A 19,921-nucleotide genomic window follows, 5' to 3' on the forward strand; every position below is an offset into this window, starting at 1 on the left:
GCATGCAACATAGCGTAAATAAAACAAATAATATCGTACTGGTTTTTGGCATTGCTGGTATTTTGATGTTGCTGATCTTGACCTCGATGATTTTGGTAAACAATCATACTTTTGCCGATAAAACGTATTATAAAACGGTGCTTCAAGACGCAAGTGGGTTGAGTGCGTTGCCGGCCATTTACTTTAAAGGGTTAAAAGTAGGGCGAATAGATGGATTTAGATTGAATCACGACACCAATTTGATTGAGGTTGATTTATGGATATTTCAGGAATACCAAAACAAGGTTGTCGAGTATGCTGTATTAGCAGGTGAGCAGCACCCTATTTTTGATGATGTAACGACCTTTGAGCTGATTTTACCTGATATAAAACGCGTTGATAGTTATATGCAATTGGCACCAAATAGTTTTATTCCACATATTAACAGTGAGCTTGGTAAAAGTTATGTGGAGCAGGGGGCAATTGCTCAAAAAGGCGATGATATTGAAAGTATACTCGCCAGTATTAATCAGCTGCTACAGAATTTTCAAAAAGAAGACAATCCCGAGGCTGGAGCGATATTTAGAGTTTTAGATCGTGTAGCAAAAATTAGCGACAATTTGATGGTGGTAAGTGAGGAGGTCAGAAGCAGTGATTTATTGCCAGATGCTGAGCGTACACTGGCTCAAAGCCAGCAGGTACTTGAACAAATACCAAAAGTATTAGCCCAAATTAATACCACACTATTAACGACCGAGCGCCTAATGGGACAAGCTGGCACTACTTTAAATAACTACGCGCACCCAGCTGAGATTGTCGGAGATATAACTGACGGTCAATTACCGATTGTACTGAACAACCTCAATGAAAGCCTTACAGTGATGCAAACCATGCTTAAAGAAGTGCACAGTGAACGTGAACAATTCGCCATCGCGATACACAGCATGCAGCAAGTGTTAGATAAAATGGATAAGACCTTACAGGCGCTTAATAATCACCCCATTCTGAAAGATGGTATTGAAAAACAACCACAAACCACAGGGATAGAGATGCATGATTAGAAGCTTGGCATTGGTAATGGTGTTTGTATTGATAAACACTAGCTGCTCAAGCGCGCCTGAAAAGCAATATCGCGTGACAAAATATTTGGATTTAGCAAATACTTGGATGGCGCGAGGAGATAGAAAAAGGCAAGAAGAAAAACTTGATCTTGCTTTGAGTAATTACGACACAGGTCTTAGATATGCTCATTTACGAAATGATTTGACGTTAATGGGGATTTTGCAGCTCAAAAAGGCGACGATTTATATTAATCAAAGTCGATTTGAATTTGCTTTAAAGCTCATTGAACAAGCGAAAGCACTGCATAAATATGAAGGTGCTGAATTAGAACTGCCTATAAGAGCGTTAGAAGCAAAGCTGGCACATGCTCAAGGTCGTTTTAAAGAGGCGTCAGCCTCTGCCTTGGCGTTAAGCGAGGCATATAAAGGTGATAATGAGCGCAGTATTTACTATCGATGGTTAGGTGTGATGTACTCAAGCGACAGTATAATGTTATGGGAAGAAATGGACAGAGATTTGCGCTTGCTAGATAACCTGAAAGCGCGTGGCGAGCTTGAAAATATAGAAATATTATCATTTGTCATATATAACAATGCTTTATGGAAAGTGCGTGATAAGCATGCACAGGCACAAATAGCAATTGAGCAGGCAATCGCACACTTTTCAGAGTTAGAGTTGACTAACAAGATTAGAGATTGCTACGCGCTTGCCGTTAAATTATATAAAGCTCAGGGCAATGAAGATAAAGCAGCTTATTTTTTAAAACGTTTGGATAGTTTTAACCCTTATTCAAAAGCACAATAAATCGTTATGCTATGTCATACGTCTTCTATTAAGTGTAACTCACTTCGGTTTCTGCCTTTGTGCTTGGCCTGATAAAGTGCGTTATCCGCTTGTAATTGGGTCGCTTCAAATGCAGCTTTTGATACAGTTTCAGTGCTAGCAATGCCTGCACTCAAGGTTACTTCACCAACTTGTGTGTTGACTTGCGCTAAGCTGTGAGTAAAAGCACGCCTTATTTTTTCGGCCAGTTGCAGTGCATGGGTAGGGTTGGTATCGAATAAAACGATACAAAATTCTTCACCTCCCCAGCGGGTAACAAGGTCTGAAGCACGCACAGATGCATGCAGTTGTTTACCAACATGAGCGAGAATTTGATCGCCAGTTTGGTGACCAAACGTATCATTTATTCTTTTGAAATGATCAACGTCTAACATGACAACAGTTAAAGAGTGACATTTTCTTTGTGAGAGGGGCATGATGTTATCAAGGCATTTAGACAGGCCACGACGATTGAGTAGTGTTGTTAATTCATCGTGATGGGCTGCGTATTCGAGCTTTCTCACAAATCGGCCAGCACTGAGTAACATGAGTAATGGAATGCCTGCGACAATACCAATCAAAGCCACTACCCAAGTGTAACCGCCCACCCAACTAAACTGCTCTCCGATACTCGGTAATGCGCCAAATGCACCATAAAGTGTATATAAAAAACTTAAAATCAGCTCTAAAAGCACAACAGATACAGTGATTTTTACAGCGATATATTCGTTTTTATCTTGCTTGGCATGTTGCCACAAGACCCAAGCATAATTTGCTCTAACGTAAAGCAGCCAAACTCCAATCACCAACAGCCGTATTGAGCGTTCCGGTATAATCAGCGTAAATATTAAAGACAGTACCAAAACGGGTGCGATCAGAAGTAACACTTTTTGTTTTGAAGGCGGACTATGTACAAAGTGCCAAGCCCCAATTAACCAAAGTGCATGCCCGATAATAAGACAGGTATTAAAGGTCACAACCATGATGTTTCTTGGTAATCCTTGCAGGGTTAACTGAGAAAGGTAAGCAACAGATAGAATACCAAGTGCAATGGCCCAATATCTTGCGCCCTCAATAGTCTGGCTCATCCTTGTTATGGCGCTCAATACAATTGCGCCAGTCATTGATGCGATGAAAAGGGAGAGCATTAAGGTTAAGTCATGAACTTGCACTTATTACATGATCCTTATCAAGTCATAAAAAGTGACTTTGAGTTGAATTGTTCCCCAAATTTGGAGCCCAATAAAAGCTTAGCAAATGTTGATGCTTTTGCATGAGCTTGCCGATTAGATAGCTATTAATTTTGGACCATAATTTGCAATTATTACTATATTTTAATGTGAGGGGTAGTATGGAGGTGAATGTGAAGCAGAGTATCAACAAGCTATTTGTATATGGTTCTTTAGCGCCAGATTGTGAAAATGCTAGCGTCTTGGAGCCTTTGAAAGCGACATATCAAAAAGCCTGGGTAAAAGGCAAGCTTTATGAACAAGGATGGGGCGCAGCAATGGGCTATCCCGGCATTGAACTGAGCACTGAGGGAGATTGGATAGAAGGCTATTTGGTCAGATCGAGCAAACTCAACGATTTTTGGCAGGTGATTGATGAATTTGAGGGGCAAGAGTATACGCGGCAAGAATGTGAAGTAAAAACAGCCTCTGGAGAGTGCCACAGAGCCTACATTTACACATTAGTCAGCTAAAAATGTGGAAAGTCAACACCAACTATTATCGGTACTGTATAGATTATGAAAAAAGTTTTGTTCTTCTTATTGTTAATGCATTGCCAAGCTATGGCGGAACCAATTCGAATTATCGTAAATGATTGGACGAGTCAAAAAATTCTCGCAAATATTGCAGAACAAATTTTTATCCGATTAGGTTTCGAAGTGGAACTGATCACAGTCACGGTAGATGAACAATGGTATTTATTGAAGGCAAATAGAGCCGACCTGCAATTAGAAGTGTGGCAAGGCACCATGGAGGATAAGTTTAATCAATTGCATCGTGCGGGAAAAATTGTTGATTTGGGGGAGTACTCTGTTAAGACGCGAGAGGATTGGTGGTACCCATTATATGTTAAAGATATGTGCCCTGGGCTACCAAACTGGCATGCACTAAGAACATGTGCAGATATATTTAAACGGGCAGGCTCAAGAGGAAAAGGCGTATATGTTGCAGGACCGTGGGAAAAACCAGACAGAGCACGGGTCAAAGCATTGGGCCTCAATTTTATCGTTAAACAAGTTGATGAGGGCGAGGAAATTTGGCAAGAGCTTAAATATGCGATAGAGAAACAGCATGCAATTTTGGTATTTAATTGGACTCCCAATTGGGTTGGAGCGGTTTACCCTGGAGAGTTTGTAGAATTTCCGAAATACGCTAAAGAATGTGAAGAAGATAGCAGCTGGGGTGTCAATTCTGAATTAGTATTCGATTGTGGTAACCCCAAATCGGGCTGGTTGAAAAAAGTCTCAAGCCGACGCTTCGCTGAACTGTTTCCGTGTTTAGCAGGTGGAGTTAAGAGGTTTGATTTAACGAATGAAGAAATTGAAACGCTGTCCGCCCAAGTGGATGTCCATGGGCGAACAGTTAAACAAGCAGCACGGGATTGGGTTAAAACCAATAAGTTATTGTGGAAAGAGATTTTTTCGACTTGCGAACCTCAACTAAATTAATCTACTGAGATGTTGACTGTCTGAGTATCAATTTGGGTGGCAATAATGTGTCGGTTATATCTTCACCTCTGATTAAAGAGAGTAGGTTTGTAACAAGCATTTGCCCTGCAAGCGTTGTATTTTGCTGAACTGTGGTTAGAGATGGTGTGATATAGTTTGATGCAGCAATATTATCAAAGCCAATGACATTGACGTCTTCAGGTATTCTTAGGCCTGCTTCTTTTAAAGCTTTGATGGCGCCAATGGCGATTAAATCACTGGCGGCAAATAAAGAGTCAAATTTTACATTGTTGGCCAAAAGTGAATGTGTCGCGTGATAGCCCGAATCCTCTGTTGATATGGCATTTGCAATATGTCTTTCACCGCATGAAATACCGTGACGCTGTAAAGTTTCTTGAAAGCCTTTAAAGCGAGTTAAAAATTCAGGGCTGTGTTCCGAGGCGTCTCCAATAAAGACGCAGTTTTTTCTTCCCTTTTCGATAAAGTGTTGAGCTGCCAATTGGCCGCCGCCATAATTGTCACAACTAACAGTTAAATCGGGCCTCCCCTCGACGTTTGCTCCCCAGCATACGAACTTGGTATTTTGTGATAACAGATTTTGTAACCTTGACTGGTAATCCATGTAATCACCATAGCCAAGTAAAATGATGCCATCAGCGCGATGACTATCTTCGTATTCAGCGCGCCAATCTTGGCTGATAGATTGGAAAGAAACCAATAAGTCATATCCTTCTTTAGCACATGCTCTAGTGATGCTTCCAAGCATGTTTAAAAAGAAAGGATTTATCTGAGACTCATCACCTGTAGGATCTTCAAATAATAAAATAGCCAAGGTTGCGCTTTGCTGAGTGCGTAAATTACTGGCATTTTTATCGACTTTATAATTGAGCTTCTTAGCGACCTCCCATACTTTTCTTCGCGTTTCTTCATTCACTAGTGGGCTATTTCTAAGTGCTCTAGAGACGGTTGATTGAGAAACGCCTGCAAAATGTGCAATGTCAAAGGAGGTTGCTTTACCTTTTGTTTTCATGTTCAAAATTAGTTTAATTGAGTCTTGGACATTGTCTTTGATTATTTTTTTTTTGCAACCAATTTCATAAAAGGCGTAAATTTTTATTGATGTACTTTGACACCGGTGTCATAATGTCGGTGTTTTATCATTTTGTTGTCAAAACGTATTTGGCTGCCCTGAATTAGGGCAGCTCTTTTTTCAGCCAGCGTGCAAAGTTTCGGCTGATTATGATTTGGGATAACAAGTGGGGCTAGCCCCAACAGGTGTTTGGAACACCGCAACAACAGAGAAAAACAGCATGAGCCAGACAACACTTAATAGTTTTAATGGTCATGACCGTGTGTTCGAGCCGATTATCGTTGCCGATATTGGTGGTACTAATGCTCGATTTGCCGTCGTGACAGGATACGATTTAGACTCTAATCAGTTTACAATTGCCCATCAACTTACTTTTCCAAGTGCAGAGTTTCAGTCCTTTGAAACTGCTTTATCCGCTTTCCTTGACTCACTGACTATTTCAAAACCTTCTAGAGCTTGCTTTGCCGTTGCAGGACCTATCAAAGGACATCAAGTATTTTTAACTAATTTGGGGTGGAACTTTAATACCCAAGATGTTCAGAAACAATTTGGTTTTGAGCAGTGTGCGGTGATTAACGATTTTGCGGCATTTGCTTATGCTGCGCCTTATCTAAAAAAAGAAGACAATATACAGATAAAGGCAGGACAAGCAGCTAAAGGTGCAAACATTGCTGTGATGGGACCTGGTACTGGGTTTGGTGCGGCTTGTCATGTTAGCGATATCCACAGCAGTTCAGTCTTGAGTTGCGAAGCAGGACATATTAGCTTGGCAGCAGTAACGGAATTAGACAGGCAATTATTACAAGTATTAAAAGAAAGCATTGGGCATGTTTCAGTAGAAACCGTGTTTTCTGGCCCAGGGCTTGCGAGGCTTTACAAAGCAATGGCGCAAGTCAAAGGTGTACAAGCCGAAGATTTAAATGCTGCACAGGTAAGCGCGAAAGCGGGAGAGTGTGAAGTATGTGATGCGACACTCAATCAATTTTGTGATTGGATTGGTAGTGTCGCAGGTGATCTTGCGTTAACTTTCGGGGCGTTAGGTGGCGTGTTTATTGGCGGTGGGATTTTACCCCGCATGACTGAACGGCTTATCTCAAGCAGGTTTGTTGAAAGGTTTACAGAAAAAGGGATAATGTCTCAGTACGCTGGGCAAATTCCAGTAACTCTAGTTGTGCAGGATAATATTCCTCTAATTGGAGCGGCAGCTTGTTTGCACAGCCGTAACCAATTTTCATAAATTGGAATAAGTATGAAAAAAGTAACCATTAACAGCGTGGCTGAGTATGCAGGGGTATCGAAAAAAACGGTCTCTAGAGTACTCAACAATGAGCCTAATGTTAGCCCAGCTACGCGTGAAAAGGTACTCAAAGTTTTTAAAGAGCTCGACTACAAGCCAAACCCCATCGCGCGCGGGCTTGCGCGCAATAAAAGCTTTATCATTGGATGTTTATATGACAATCCGAGTAAAAGTTATATAACTCGGGTGCAAAGTGGGGCTTTAGAAGCGTGTCACAAATTCAACTATAATTTGCTTATTCACCCATGCGAGCTAAGAGGTGATGAACTAATTCATAACGTTGATCAATTACTGACTACGTCGAGGCTAGATGGCTTGGTATTGACGCCGCCATTTTCTGATTCACAAGAACTGATAGATTTCTTAAAAACACAGAATATCCCGTTCGCGCGTGTTGCATCAGCTTTGGAAGATGACACCTCTATTTCTGTTTGTAGCAATGACGAGCAGGGCGCATATGAACTTACTGAACACTTGATATCACTTGGGCATAAAGAAATTGCTTTTATTAAGGGTCACCAAGATCACAGTGCAACTGAAAAGCGTTTTAGTGGTTATCAAAATGCACTTCAAAATCATGGTATTGAATTTAACGAAGGTTTAGTCGCACAGGGTAACTTTAGTTATCACTCAGGTGCAGATAGTGCAAAACAGATTCTAGATTTAAAACCAATGCCAACTGCTGTTTTTGCCTCCAACGATTACATGGCTGCTGCGGTGTTGAAGCTTGCGACGCAAAGGCAGCTAAGAGTCCCAGAGGATATTTCAATTGCAGGTTTTGATAATGCACCGATCGCCAGACATATTTGGCCGGGTTTAACCACAATTGCACAGCCTGTAGAGGAGATGACTCGCCAAGCTGTTGAGCAATTGATTTTGCAAATATCTGATCCATCAACAGAAGTTTATCAAAAAGTACTCGAAGCCAAGCTCATAACCAGAGAGTCTACTGCTGCAAAATAACCAGTTTTAATTACATCTACTTGTCAAAAGCCCAATCCCTAGCGATTGGGCTTTTTTTGTCCATAATTTAGATATGGCCCTAATTTAATCTAAATTTAATGTTCAATAGGTTGACACCGGTGTCATAAGTGTGAGTTAATACAGTGACACCGGTGTCAGGTTGAGGTGAGAGACAACCTGCCAGCGTACCTTTGAACGGGTAAATCAAAGCTGCTCAGTACATGTGAGATGTGCTGAGCCTTTTTCCTCTAAACATGCAAAGAGGCGGATTATGTTGCATCCTCGAATTCAAGAAGTTACTGAAAGAGTCGTTAAACGCAGCCAGACAACTCGTAGTGCCTACCTTAAGCGTATACAAGAAGCAAAAAAACAAACGCGCGTAAGAGCTGGACTTGGGTGTGGTAACTTAGCACACGTAATGGCTGCTTGTTCAAGCAGTGATAAGGCAAGATTGAAAGCTGATGATCAGCCAAACTTAGCCATAATCAACTCTTACAATGACATGCTTTCTGCACATGTTCCTTACATTGAGTATCCAGATTTAATTAAAAAGATAGCGACAAAATATGACGCGACTGCACAAGTTGCAGGCGGTGTGCCGGCGATGTGTGACGGTGTTACACAGGGTCGTGATGGCATGGAGCTATCTTTGTTTTCACGTGATGTTATTGCGATGTCTACCGCAGTTGCGCTATCACATGATGTGTTTGACGGCGTTTTTTGTTTGGGTGTGTGTGACAAAATAGTCCCTGGTCTTTTAATAGGCTCGCTTTCTTTTGGCCACCTACCAATTTTCTTTTTACCTGCCGGTCCAATGGAGTCTGGTATTCCAAATAAAGAAAAAGCACGTGTCCGTCAAAGTTTCGCGCAAGGTTTAGTGAGCCGTGAAGAATTATTAGAAGCGGAAAGTGCTTCATACCACAGTGCAGGTACTTGTACATTCTATGGTACTGCAAATTCAAATCAGATGTTGATGGAGATCATGGGTCTTCATTTACCAGGTAGCTCATTCATCAATCCGTACACAGAATTACGAGATGGTCTAACAGCAAGTGCTGTGAAAATGATGCTAGAACAATTGATTGAAACTAAATCAGCAAACCCAATCGGCGAGATTGTTGATGAAAAGACCGTTATCAATGGCTTAGTTGGTTTACTTGCAACGGGTGGTTCTACTAACCACGCAATACACCTAGTTGCAATGGCGAAAGCCGCTGGCGTACAGATCACATGGAAAGACATGGCTGAGCTGTCAGAAGTGGTGCCACTTTTAACACGAATTTACCCAAATGGTTCAGCGGATGTAAACCATTTCCAAGCAGCTGGTGGTATGGGCTTCTTAATGCGCGAACTGCGCGATGCGGGTTATTTGCATAATGATGTTAAAACCATTGTTGGTGAAGGCCTAGACGACTACACCAAAGAGCCTGTTTTAGATGTTGATACTAATGTGATCATGACCAACAGTGAAGGGCCAAGCAAGGTTAAGTGGGTACCATGCCCTGAAAACTCTTTGGATGAAGATGTGCTTAGACCGGTATCGAACCCATTTAACAAGCAAGGTGGTTTACAGCTATTAACAGGCAACTTGGGTAAAGCGGTAATTAAAGTGTCAGCCGTTGACGAGAAACACCAGTTTGTTTCTGCACCTGCAAAAGTATTTAGTTCACAAGCATCTCTTCAAGATGCGTTTGCCAATGGTGAACTTAACCAAGACTTTATTGCTGTGATTAAAGAGCAAGGCCCTAAAGCCAAAGGCATGCCTGAGTTACATAAGCTGACGCCAGTAATGGCAACCTTACAAGACCAAGGTTATAAAGTTGCGATTGTGACAGATGGTCGTATGTCGGGTGCATCAGGTAAAGTACCTGCGGCTATTCACTTAGCGCCAGAAGCCGTTGAAGGCGGAATTATCGCGAAGATCCGTGAAGGTGACATGATCACGTTAGATGCGCCAAATGGTGATTTAATTTTACATGTGTCAGATGAAGAACTCGCAGAGCGAGAATTAGAATTAACACAACCAGAACTCACATTTGGTACTGGCCGAGAGCTATTCACCGGGTTTAGAAACATGGTGAGTAGTGCGGACTTGGGTGCTAGCGCCTTTGGTATCGACGAATAACAACATTGGGGATGGGGTAAATATGAAAATACAAGAGATCTTATCGGCAGCGCCCGTAGTACCGGTAATTGTCATAGAAGAATTAGAAGACGCAATACCATTGGCGCGTGCTTTATATAATGGTGGTCTGCGTGCACTTGAAGTAACGCTTAGGACACCTGTAGCGGCTGAAGCTGTTAAGCAAATCAAAGAAGCATTACCAGAAGCTTATGTTGGCACAGGCACTGTTGTTGACAAGGCTTCTTTCGAAGCGTCGGTTAATGCGGGCGCAGACTTTATGGTCAGCCCTGGTGTGAGCTCAGAATTACTAGAACTTGCTAAAAGCACTGATATTCCATTTTTACCAGGTGCTGCGACACCAAGTGAAGCAATGGAACTCGCCTCGCATGGTTTTAAGTTTCTAAAGTTTTTCCCAGCAGAAGCTGCTGGCGGTGCACCTATGCTTAAGTCAATCGGTGGACCTCTTCCGCAAGTGACATTTTGCCCTACTGGTGGCATATCACTTGAAAGCGCGCCTAAATACTTGGCGTTAAACAATGTAGTTTGTGTTGGCGGTACTTGGATGTTGGATAAATCGCTAATTGCAAATAAAGACTGGCAAGCCATCGAAGCGCTTGCAAAACAAGCAAGTGAAGTTAAATAATTAGGGGAATGTAATCATGATCAACATCGCAATTAATGGCTATGGCCGCATCGGTCGCAACGTACTACGCGCACTTTACGAATCAGGTCAAAATGACCAAATCAAGATTGTTGCCATCAATGATCTTGCTCCAGCCGAAACAAATGCACACTTAACTCAATTCGATTCTGTACATGGTCGTTTCAATGAAAAGTTGACACTTGCTGGTAATACACTCGTTATCGGTAATGATGAAATCACACTAACGCAAGAGCGCGATCCTGCAAACCTTCCTTGGAAAGCATTAAATGTAGACATTGTACTAGAGTGCACGGGTATTTTCACATCGCGTGAGGCTGCAGCGAAGCACATTGAAGCGGGCGCAAAGAAAGTTATCGTTTCAGCGCCAGGTACGGATTTAGATGCGACAGTGGTTCATGGCGTTAATAGCGATGTGTTAAATGAAAACAGCAATATTATCTCAAATGCATCATGTACAACTAACTGCCTTGCGCCAGTTGCAAAAGCACTAAACGATGTTATTGGCATCGAGCAAGGTAGCATGACTACAATTCATGCATTCACAAATGACCAAAACTTATGTGATGTATACCACAAAGATTTATATCGTGCTCGTAGCGCGACACAGTCTATGATCCCTACTAAGACGGGAGCTGCAAAAGCGGTTGGTTTAGTATTGCCTGAGCTTGCTGGTAAACTTGATGGTATGGCTGTTCGTGTTCCTACTGTAAATGTATCTTTAGTTGATTTAACTTTCGTTGCTAAGCGCGAAACTACGACTGAAGAAGTGAACGAAATTGTAAAAGCTGCAGCAGAAGGTGCGATGGCGGGTGTACTTGAATACAACACATTGCCACTTGTATCAATCGACTTTAACCATAACCCAGCGTCATCAGTATTCGACGCAACGCAAACTAAAGCAGAGGGTAAGCTTGTTAAAGTGATGGCTTGGTATGATAACGAGTGGGGTTTCTCTAATCGTATGATTGACCAAGTTAAAGCACTAGGTGCATTTTTATAATTGCAACTAGGTATTAAAATTAAGCCCTGCAAAGTTGAAGTGCGGGGCTTTTTTATGAGTAGGGATTTCCTTGAGCGCTTGCCTGAAAGTGCAGCTTTATAAAAATACGATTTTTGTGTGTTTTTTATACAATGAGTTGATTCTGTTCATGTACATTCGAGATAGGGTACAAAACCTCTAATCAATTGGTATAAGTGACTTGAGTATCAACGCGCAATATGAAAAAATTCCAACCAATTAAAATACAGTAAACTCAGAATCGAGGAACATAATATGCGCATTATCCTTTTAGGCGCGCCTGGTGCTGGTAAAGGCACTCAAGCTCAATTTCTTATGGAAAAATTTGGTATCCCTCAAATCTCTACAGGCGATATGCTTCGCGCTGCTATCAGCGAAGGTACACCGCTAGGGCTAGAGGCAAAAAAAGTGATGGATGCTGGTCAACTAGTTTCTGATGAAATCATCATTGGTCTAGTTAAAGAGCGCATCGCAAAGCCTGACTGTGAGAAAGGTTTCCTATTAGATGGCTTCCCTCGTACTATTCCTCAAGCTGATGCAATGAAAGAAAATGCGATAACTATTGATCACGTTATCGAGTTTGATGTTGCTGACGAGATCATCGTTGAGCGTATGGGCGGCCGTCGCGTACACCCTGGATCTGGTCGTGTTTATCACGTTGTTTACAACCCGCCTAAGGTTGAAGGCAAAGACGATGAGACTGGTGAAGACCTTATTATCCGCGCTGATGATACAGAAGAAACTGTTCGCAAGCGTTTAGGTATCTACCATGACCAAACAAGACCGCTTGTAGATTACTACAACAAAGAAGCAGAAGCGGGTAATACGAAATACCACAAGCTAGACGGTACACAAGCTGTAGACGCTGTAAGTCAGCAGCTTGGTGAGTTACTTGGTTAATTAGATAATTAATTAGCTTTCAACCCAGTTGCGATGCGGCTGGGTTTTTTTTGTCTAAAATTTGGTTTTATCAGAGGAACAGAGAAGAAAAAGGCGCCTGAAAACTCAAGCGCTAAAAATCTTTAGGGGGAATTCAAATGCCAAACAAGTCTGTTTAGACATGCACATTAAACACTTTTTTGATGACTAATTTATGACAGCGTCTTGTTTTTTTCTATTGAAGTTAACTTCCTCGACGCTTTGGGGTTTGCTGAACCAATAGCCTTGATATTCAGTAATGCCTAGTGCATCCAAGCGTTTGAAGTCTTCTTGTGTTTCAACTCCCTCAGCCAGTAGTGCAATCTGCATGTTTTCACATATGGTTTTTAGTCCCAGTAATAGAGATCGTTGTTTTTTAAGGTCTGTAATGTCTGATATTAAACTTCTGTCTAACTTAAGCCTTTGAATTGGGCATTCAAGCACGCGTGCAATATTTGAATATCCAGTACCAAAATCATCAACACTGAGAATAAAACCAAGCTTGTTGAGCTGTTCCATAATGTGATTATGGTCTTCAGCGAAACTATATTCGGTTAACTCCAGTTCAATAGACTGAGGAGACACGCTATAGTATGTCGTTATCTCCTTAATGGCAGTGATGAAGTGAGGATCTTCAATATCCCTTGAGCTGATATTAATGGCAATAGGAACTGTGATATCGGGTGTATTAGTTAAAAGTTCACAAACCTTTTTCAACATAGTTTTTGTGACTTGGTTTATTAAGCCAAATTCTTCTGCAATGGGGATAAACTGCGAGGGTGGAACCCAGCCTAATAAGTTGTTATGCCACCTTGCTAGGGCTTCAAAGCCAATAATGTCTTTGTTGGCATTATGTTTACTTTGCAAATATAGCTTTAACTCACCCTGCTCGATGGATTTTTCAAGTAGCAGAGCCATTTCATGTCTTGCTAAAGTTTGCCTACGAGTCATTTGATCAAAAACGGTGATCATCTGGTTTGGTGCTCTAAGCTCACAGGCCTGAAGTGCATTTTTTAATAGTCTCTCGGCGATATAACCATGCTCCGGGTAAGTGGCAATACCAATGGCATATTTAGAGTGAAACTGATGTTGTCCAAGCTTTAGCCAGAAGTCTAGTTGTTTGTGCCAGCGGCGTGCAATGTCTTTTAATGGTGCCTTTACTTCTACTAATATGGCTATTCTTCCAGCACCAATATAAGCAATTTGATCTAATAACTCAGCATCTTGCTCTACAATTTGGTTTATTCGTGCATAGAGGGTACGATGCTGCTCCCCATCAATCATATAATCAAGCACATGCTTGTTTAAATTATCAGCGATCAACAAGGCAAAAGGTTCACCTCTATCTATGTGTGCTTGCAGCTGCTCTAGTAACCATGTTTTATTTGGGAGGTTGGTTGCTTTATCAAAGTACTTGGCTTGTTGGTGGGCAACGTCAAGCGTAAGTAGGTCTTGTTGAAGCTGTTGTTGATCTGACACATCTTGTAAATACCAAGCTTTAATATCGCTTGAGTGCTGCTCTTGTGCTGCCACTTCAATACATTTCTCATCTACGGTAAATGTTTTAGGTATTGCATCAACGAGTTCACTATCGTAAGTAAGATAATCAATGTTGTCCGGCGTAATACGTGAAAGTAGCAAGGGCAGGGGTTGTGTTTGGATATTCAGCAACCTTTTCGCTTTATCGTTTGCTTCCACAATATTTAAGGCGTTATCAACTAGGATAATTGCGTTAAATGATTTTTGGAAAAAACGCTGATAAATCTGCTTTTGTGACTTTAATAGGGTGTTATTTTCATGCATGTGCTGGTTTAAACGGTTTGCAGCTAGGCTTGTTCTCCAAACAGCAAGTGGAATACAGCAATTTAAGAAGAAAAACAGCAAAAGCTGAATATGTAATACGGCATCAACTAACATCCTACTTTCTTTTGGCACAACAGAAATATCCACGTTCTTGAGTATCAGTATGAAAGGGATAATGTTTAATAGCGCATAAAAAACGGCGGTTTTTTTTCCCACTAAAATCAATGCGATAATAGGTGTAATGTAAACAAAGATAGAACCTAAATGAGCAAGCTCAATGCTTGGAATGAATAGCTTGATCATCACTCCTGCAGTGATAATGCATACCAAAAGTAAATGTGCAGTGAGATAAAAAGAACGATTACTTAATAGCAGTAATGCGCCTACTGCAAGCGTGAATCCGGTAGTTAAAGCAATGACATAATTTAACTCGTAATCAATAGCCGCTGGTAAGCTATTTAGAAAAATGCCCAAGCACAGTACTAAGCCCGTCGCCAAAATAATACGAAGGGCACTAAGTCGCCATGTAGGTACGTTTACTTTTGGTTTTTGTTCTTCTTCAAGTAAGAAAAATCGGCTTAATGTACTCAAAACTAAATATTTCGTATTATTATTTTGAACAATACTAAGGTCTAACTGTACACAATTCAATGACAAATCAGCGAAATAAAGACTTAAATCAAATTGATTGCGTTGTCATTTTTTAATTATCTGAGATAGCTCAACTTGAGCTGGTTTATTTTTAATCGCAATTGTTAATTTGGAGTTGCTTTTGAATAATTCATATAACGTATAAAGTTTGGTACATATATATGTTGTTTGATTACTAGGCAAAAGAGTTAGCATGTACTGATAAAGATTTAAAAAAACGGTAGTATAGGGCACTTATACACGACCAAAATTAAGTTTGAGTGATTAATAATGAGCAAAGGGTTCATGCTAGTTTGCGATGGCAGTAATGGCGCAGGCAAAACAACAGTGATTAAGGGTATTGAGGCTTATCTAACTTCGAAAGGCTATGAGGTTGTTCTAACTCGTGAGCCTGGTGGCACAGAAATTGGTGAAAAGATCCGTGAAGTTATTCTTAATCCAGAGACCCCTCAAATGACGGACATTGCAGAATTAATGTTATTTGGCGCAGCGCGGGCACAGCATATTGAAGAAAAAATTAAGCCTGCGCTTGCAGCAGGCAAGGTGGTTATTTCCGATCGCTTTGATGCTGCAACCTTTAGCTTTCAGCATTATGCAAGAGGCATTGATTTAAAGGTCATTAAAACTATCAATGATTTGGCGCTAAACGGATTTAAACCTGATATGAATATTATTTTAGACCTCGAACCAGAACTTGGCTTGCAGCGAGTTCAGCAGCGAGGCGAAGGTTTAGATCGTTTAGAAGACGAAAAAATTGATTTTTTAAAGAGAGCTAGAGACGGATACCTAGCACAAGCAAACGCACAGCCAGAGTTATTTACTGTTGTGGATGCTCGACATTCTCAAGAGCAAGTATTGCAACAGTGCCTCAAAGCGGTAGATAACCTAGTGATGCGCTATTCATGAAGTATAAATGTAATCAAGGTGCGGCATAATGTTTCCTTGGATTGAATCAGTTAGATCTCAAATGCAAGAAAGCTTTGAACGTAATCGCTTTCATCATGCGCAGCTGATCCACGGGCTAGTTGGTGTCGGAAAAACAGCACTTGTGCAAAGTTTAAGTGAAGATCTTCTGTGTACAAATAGCAGTTCTCTCGCTAGCTGTGGTCAGTGCAAAAGCTGTTTGTTACTGCGCGCCCAAAACCATCCAGATTTATTATATCTAATGGCCGAGTCAGGTAGTATCGGAGTTGATGAAGTCAGGGCATTGAATGAATTCGTTTTCCATTCGGCACAGCAAGGTGGTAACAAGGTTGTTATCATTGAGCAAATAGAAAAAATGACAGAATCGGCTGCGAATGCCTTACTCAAAACACTCGAAGAGCCCGCAGCTAAACGATATATTTTAATGACGTGTAATGATATATCCAAGGTTAAAGCAACCGTGTTAAGTCGCTGTAATCAAGTTCGGGTGGCCGTGACTGATGGGACAGCAGCAAAGCAGTGGTTAGCAATGAAAGGAATTGCAAGTGAAGCACACTTATGGGCTGATAGCTTCACCAATCAACCGTTGCTGCTTGAACAGTGGTCCAGCCAAGAGATCATGCCTGAAGTGGATTATTTATGGAAAGTAGCGCATGATATTGCTAGCATTTCTGATATAAATGCACTTGAAAGCTCGCTTGCAAAGGGCACTAGTTTGTATACCGTTTTCACGCGTTTTTTAATTTCAGCGATTAAGCAGCAACTAGTCGCTGGCCAAATTAATTTTGTGCAGTATCATAATTGCATACAGCAAATCGAAAAATATATGTCTGATCATCATAAAATTTTGGGCATAAATAAGCTTTTGAGTTTGTCCAATTTGGTATTTGGACTTCAGCGCGTGCTAAGACAGGATTGAATATCATGCAAGAATTATTAGTCGATATTGAAGACAACGACGAGTTATATCGAAGTTATATGCCATTTTTAAAAAATGGCGGCATGTTTGTAAAAACCAATAGTCGCTTTGATATGGGTACGCCAGTATCTATGAGACTGATGTTACCTGATGCGCTGGAAGAAGAAGAAGTGACAGGTAAAATCGTTTGGATCACGCCTCAGGGGGCGCAAAACTCAAACCCACCGGGTGTAGGTATCAGTTTTGATACTGAGTTTGAATTGTTAAACGATAAAATAATAAAAATGCTGGGTACTGCACTCAATTTAGATAAACCAACTTATACGATGTAAGAAAGTAGTAATGATAGTAGATTCACATTGTCATCTTGACCGATTAGATTTCGACAAGTTAGATATTCAGTTGCCAGAAGTTTTGCAGGCTGCGCGCGATAAGCAAGTTGAACACTTTTTATGTGTCAGTGTCACACTTGAACAATTCCCCAATATGTTGAAAGTCATCGAGCCGTTTAAAGATGTGTCTGCATCATGCGGTGTACATCCTTTGAATCAAAGTGATGCGTTAAATAGGGGGGAACTATTAGAATTAGCTCAACATCCTCGTGTAGTTGCTATTGGTGAGACTGGATTGGATTACTATTACGCTAAGGACACACATCAAGTTCAGCAGGAAAGCTTTGCCGGACATATAGACGTCGCGAATGAGCTGAAAAAACCGTTGATCATTCATACTAGAGATGCGAGAAAAGACACCATCGACATAATGAAAGCCCATAACGCACAAGATTGTGGCGGTGTTTTACATTGCTTTACCGAAGATTGGGATATGGCGAAAAAAGCCATTGATATGGGCTTTTACATTTCGATTTCAGGGATAGTCACATTTAAAAATGCGGTTGATTTACAAGAAGTCGTGAAAAAACTACCTTTGGATAGACTTTTAATTGAGACCGACTCGCCTTATTTAGCGCCGGTCCCTCACCGTGGGAAAACTAACCAACCAGCTTATGTTCAGGATGTGGCTTATTTTGTTGCGGATCTTAAAGGGTTGCAATACAAAGAGCTTGCACATGCGACGACCGAAAATTTTTACCAACTTTTTAGTTTAGCAAATCGCAGTAATCAAAGTAGTGAATCAATCTAATTTCCCCCTATTTTTGTGCGGGCCTATGGTCCGCAGAGCTGAGCCTCAGCAGATTTGTTTGCAGTTTGTTACGACGAAAAAAACAAACATAAAGGTCGAGCTTAAGGGGCATCAAACGGTGTCAGATCAAACTGACATACGCCTAGGTGATGCGCTATTTTTGACGTTTGTCCATGTTAGTCCGCTACAAGGGGAGTTTAAGACAGATGAAGAGATTCCTTATCAGCTTTTCAATGCAGGCGAAAAAGCTGATCTAGCCAATTTGAGTTATCAAGGGTCGCCTCAGATAGTTGTACCCAAGATATTAAAAAATGTACTGCATGGTTCTTGCAGAAATCCGCATCACCCAAGCAAAGATAGCCTTGTTGAAGCCGATTCTTATATGGCTCAAAGTTATAGAAATAGTGATGAACGAGCAAGCTTGCTGATCTTATCAGGTGATCAAGTTTATGCTGATGATGTTGCAGGCCCAATGCTTGTAGCAGTTCAGCAGTTGATTGACTTACTTGGGATTTATAAAGAGCAAGCATTAGATTTAACGCTGCCAAGTACAGTGGATGACCAGCTTTACAACCGTGACTCTTTTCTCCCCAAGGAGCCTTGGAAAAGTCGAAGTAAACTCACTTTGGGTTATTGGTTACGAAAAGATGAACCCCATTTTTCCAGTGTTAAAGCAGCTAATCACCTTGTCTCGATAGAAGAGTTTGTGGCTTTTTATGTCTTAAATTTCAGTGCTAAAGCTTGGCAGCTAGTAACCCCTTTTGAATTTGACACTCAAAGCTTGAGTGCAAATCAGCAAACATTATTTGAGGCTGAATCAAGGGCATTGAAAGAATTCATTGCAACTTTACCTAGCGTGGAAAGGTTGATGGCCAACGTTTCCACATTAATGATGTTCGATGATCATGATGTGACAGATGATTGGAATTTAACGCCTAGGTGGGAGCAAAATATTGCGAATTCTCAAGCTAGTAAGCGTATTGTCAATAACGGGCTGATCGCATATTGGTTGTTTCAAGGCCTTGGTAATGATGCGCACCAAGTTTCTGGTCGATTGTTAGTCGGATTTTCCAATTCTTTAAAAGACAATATTTGGTACTTCAATGGTTTTGATAAAGAGATCAATCGATTTGGCCAATGGCATTATTGCTTAGATACAACGCCTAAAGTCGTCGTGATTGATACTAGAACACACAGGTGGCGAAGTGAGCAAGACTTTGATGAACCTAGTGGTTTGATGGATTGGGAAAGCCTGATGGAGTTACAGGAAGTACTTATTAATCATGAAAGTGTACTGTTGGTGAGCCCTGCGCCAGTTTTTGGTGTAAAAGTTATTGAAACCATTCAGGCAATTTTTAATACTTGCGGCGAGCCATTAGTTGTGGATGTTGAAAACTGGATGGCGCATGAGGGAGCAGCTAAAAAGCTTATTGATATCTTTAAGCGAGAAGACACGCCTAAGGAAACAATCATTCTGTCTGGTGATGTACATTATTCATTTTGCTTTTCGGTACAGGCGAGGTTTGGCCGGCATGACAATCGGATCTGGCAGCTAACTGCCTCGGGGATTAAAAATGAGTTCCCTAAAGGACTATTGGCGATTTTGGAAAAACTGGATATTGCGTTATTCGCTACTTGGAGCCCATTTAACTTATTTACAAAGCGTTGGCAGCTCGCTGTTTCTAAGCATAAATCTGATTATGAAAACGGACGGTATCTGGTGTCGGATTCTGCGATTAGTTTGGTGAGTATGGATGAGGGCAAACTGGTGAAATACACGCTACTTCACGGCACAGGTGAAGTAACTCAATTTGATTTAAACTAAACATCACGGATTAAAGCGCTACACGTAGCTTTTGCTATAGT

Annotated in this window: 18 protein-coding genes; 15 read left to right on the plus strand and 3 right to left on the minus strand. The window is 41.1% G+C overall.

Going from position 1 to position 19,921, the window contains the following annotated elements; genetic code table 11:
• Positions 1-2 precede the first annotated feature (2 nt).
• Together L1077_RS15275 and L1077_RS15280 are read left to right on the plus strand one after the other, a co-directional pair.
• Positions 3-1,040 (plus strand): MlaD family protein, encoded by a 1,038-nt coding sequence (locus L1077_RS15275; protein WP_237137680.1) that lies wholly within the window; start codon positions 3-5, stop codon positions 1,038-1,040.
• Positions 1,033-1,845 carry a hypothetical protein gene (locus tag L1077_RS15280; protein WP_237137681.1) on the plus strand — a complete coding sequence of 271 codons (813 nt, stop codon included), beginning with the start codon at positions 1,033-1,035 and terminating at the stop codon, positions 1,843-1,845. The genes L1077_RS15275 and L1077_RS15280 overlap by 8 nt, the downstream gene beginning before the upstream one ends.
• 14 nt (positions 1,846-1,859) lie before the next feature.
• Here L1077_RS15280 and L1077_RS27610 read toward each other — a convergent pair whose 3' ends face one another.
• Positions 1,860-3,035 (minus strand): GGDEF domain-containing protein, encoded by a 1,176-nt coding sequence (locus tag L1077_RS27610; RefSeq protein ID WP_237137683.1) that lies wholly within the window; start codon positions 3,033-3,035, stop codon positions 1,860-1,862.
• 191 nt (positions 3,036-3,226) lie between these two features.
• Between L1077_RS27610 and L1077_RS15290 the strand changes: the two genes are divergently transcribed.
• Entirely contained in the window at positions 3,227-3,565 is a 339-nt protein-coding gene (locus L1077_RS15290; protein WP_237137685.1) for a gamma-glutamylcyclotransferase family protein, read from the plus strand.
• A 45-nt stretch (positions 3,566-3,610) separates the two neighbouring features.
• Positions 3,611-4,540, plus strand: coding sequence for an ABC transporter substrate-binding protein (locus tag L1077_RS15295; RefSeq protein WP_237137687.1), 930 nt, complete (start codon positions 3,611-3,613; stop codon positions 4,538-4,540).
• A 1-nt stretch (position 4,541) separates the two neighbouring features.
• Here L1077_RS15295 and L1077_RS15300 read toward each other — a convergent pair whose 3' ends face one another.
• Positions 4,542-5,570 carry a LacI family DNA-binding transcriptional regulator gene (locus L1077_RS15300; protein ID WP_237137689.1) on the minus strand — a complete coding sequence of 343 codons (1,029 nt, stop codon included), beginning with the start codon at positions 5,568-5,570 and terminating at the stop codon, positions 4,542-4,544.
• Between the two features lie 280 nt (positions 5,571-5,850).
• Between L1077_RS15300 and glk the strand changes: the two genes are divergently transcribed.
• The 6 genes from glk (at position 5,851) to adk (ending at position 12,597) form a co-directional block, all read left to right on the plus strand.
• A complete protein-coding gene (glk, locus tag L1077_RS15305; RefSeq protein WP_237137803.1) occupies positions 5,851-6,867 on the plus strand; it encodes a glucokinase in 1,017 nt (338 codons plus the stop codon).
• A gap of 12 nt (positions 6,868-6,879) precedes the next feature.
• Positions 6,880-7,890 carry a LacI family DNA-binding transcriptional regulator gene (locus L1077_RS15310; protein ID WP_237137690.1) on the plus strand — a complete coding sequence of 337 codons (1,011 nt, stop codon included), beginning with the start codon at positions 6,880-6,882 and terminating at the stop codon, positions 7,888-7,890.
• A gap of 271 nt (positions 7,891-8,161) precedes the next feature.
• The gene (gene edd, locus L1077_RS15315) at positions 8,162-10,015 is read left to right on the plus strand and encodes a phosphogluconate dehydratase (RefSeq protein ID WP_237137692.1); all 1,854 of its coding nucleotides are present in this window, start codon (positions 8,162-8,164) and stop codon (positions 10,013-10,015) included.
• 22 nt (positions 10,016-10,037) lie between these two features.
• The gene (locus L1077_RS15320) at positions 10,038-10,658 is read left to right on the plus strand and encodes a bifunctional 4-hydroxy-2-oxoglutarate aldolase/2-dehydro-3-deoxy-phosphogluconate aldolase (RefSeq protein ID WP_237137694.1); all 621 of its coding nucleotides are present in this window, start codon (positions 10,038-10,040) and stop codon (positions 10,656-10,658) included.
• Positions 10,659-10,674: 16 nt separating this feature from the next.
• Positions 10,675-11,679, plus strand: coding sequence for a type I glyceraldehyde-3-phosphate dehydrogenase (gene gap, locus L1077_RS15325; RefSeq protein ID WP_039609764.1), 1,005 nt, complete (start codon positions 10,675-10,677; stop codon positions 11,677-11,679).
• A 273-nt stretch (positions 11,680-11,952) separates the two neighbouring features.
• Positions 11,953-12,597, plus strand: a complete 645-nt coding sequence (gene adk / locus L1077_RS15330; protein ID WP_237137696.1) for an adenylate kinase — start codon at positions 11,953-11,955, stop codon at positions 12,595-12,597.
• A gap of 186 nt (positions 12,598-12,783) precedes the next feature.
• Here adk and L1077_RS15335 read toward each other — a convergent pair whose 3' ends face one another.
• Positions 12,784-15,009 (minus strand): GGDEF domain-containing phosphodiesterase, encoded by a 2,226-nt coding sequence (locus tag L1077_RS15335; protein WP_237137697.1) that lies wholly within the window; start codon positions 15,007-15,009, stop codon positions 12,784-12,786.
• 330 nt (positions 15,010-15,339) lie between these two features.
• Here L1077_RS15335 and tmk point away from each other — a divergent pair, with 330 nt between their 5' ends.
• The 5 genes from tmk to L1077_RS15360 are packed head-to-tail and all read left to right on the plus strand — an operon-like array spanning position 15,340 to position 19,880.
• Positions 15,340-15,975: a dTMP kinase gene (gene tmk / locus L1077_RS15340; RefSeq protein ID WP_237137699.1), complete on the plus strand. Its 636-nt coding sequence runs from the start codon at positions 15,340-15,342 to the stop codon at positions 15,973-15,975.
• Between the two features lie 28 nt (positions 15,976-16,003).
• Complete coding sequence (gene holB / locus L1077_RS15345; protein ID WP_237137701.1) at positions 16,004-16,912, plus strand: DNA polymerase III subunit delta'; 909 nt, start codon at positions 16,004-16,006, stop codon at positions 16,910-16,912.
• Between the two features lie 5 nt (positions 16,913-16,917).
• The gene (locus L1077_RS15350; RefSeq protein WP_237137703.1) at positions 16,918-17,244 is read left to right on the plus strand and encodes a PilZ domain-containing protein; all 327 of its coding nucleotides are present in this window, start codon (positions 16,918-16,920) and stop codon (positions 17,242-17,244) included.
• 10 nt (positions 17,245-17,254) lie between these two features.
• On the plus strand, positions 17,255-18,055 hold the full coding sequence (locus L1077_RS15355; RefSeq protein ID WP_237137705.1) for a TatD family hydrolase: 801 nt from the start codon (positions 17,255-17,257) through the stop codon (positions 18,053-18,055).
• A gap of 25 nt (positions 18,056-18,080) precedes the next feature.
• Positions 18,081-19,880, plus strand: coding sequence for a metallophosphatase (locus tag L1077_RS15360; RefSeq protein ID WP_237137707.1), 1,800 nt, complete (start codon positions 18,081-18,083; stop codon positions 19,878-19,880).
• Positions 19,881-19,921 lie beyond the last annotated feature (41 nt).

The sequence above is a fragment of the Pseudoalteromonas luteoviolacea genome (genome assembly GCF_021654285.1).
GTDB classification, from domain to species: Bacteria; Pseudomonadota; Gammaproteobacteria; order Enterobacterales; family Alteromonadaceae; genus Pseudoalteromonas; species Pseudoalteromonas luteoviolacea_J.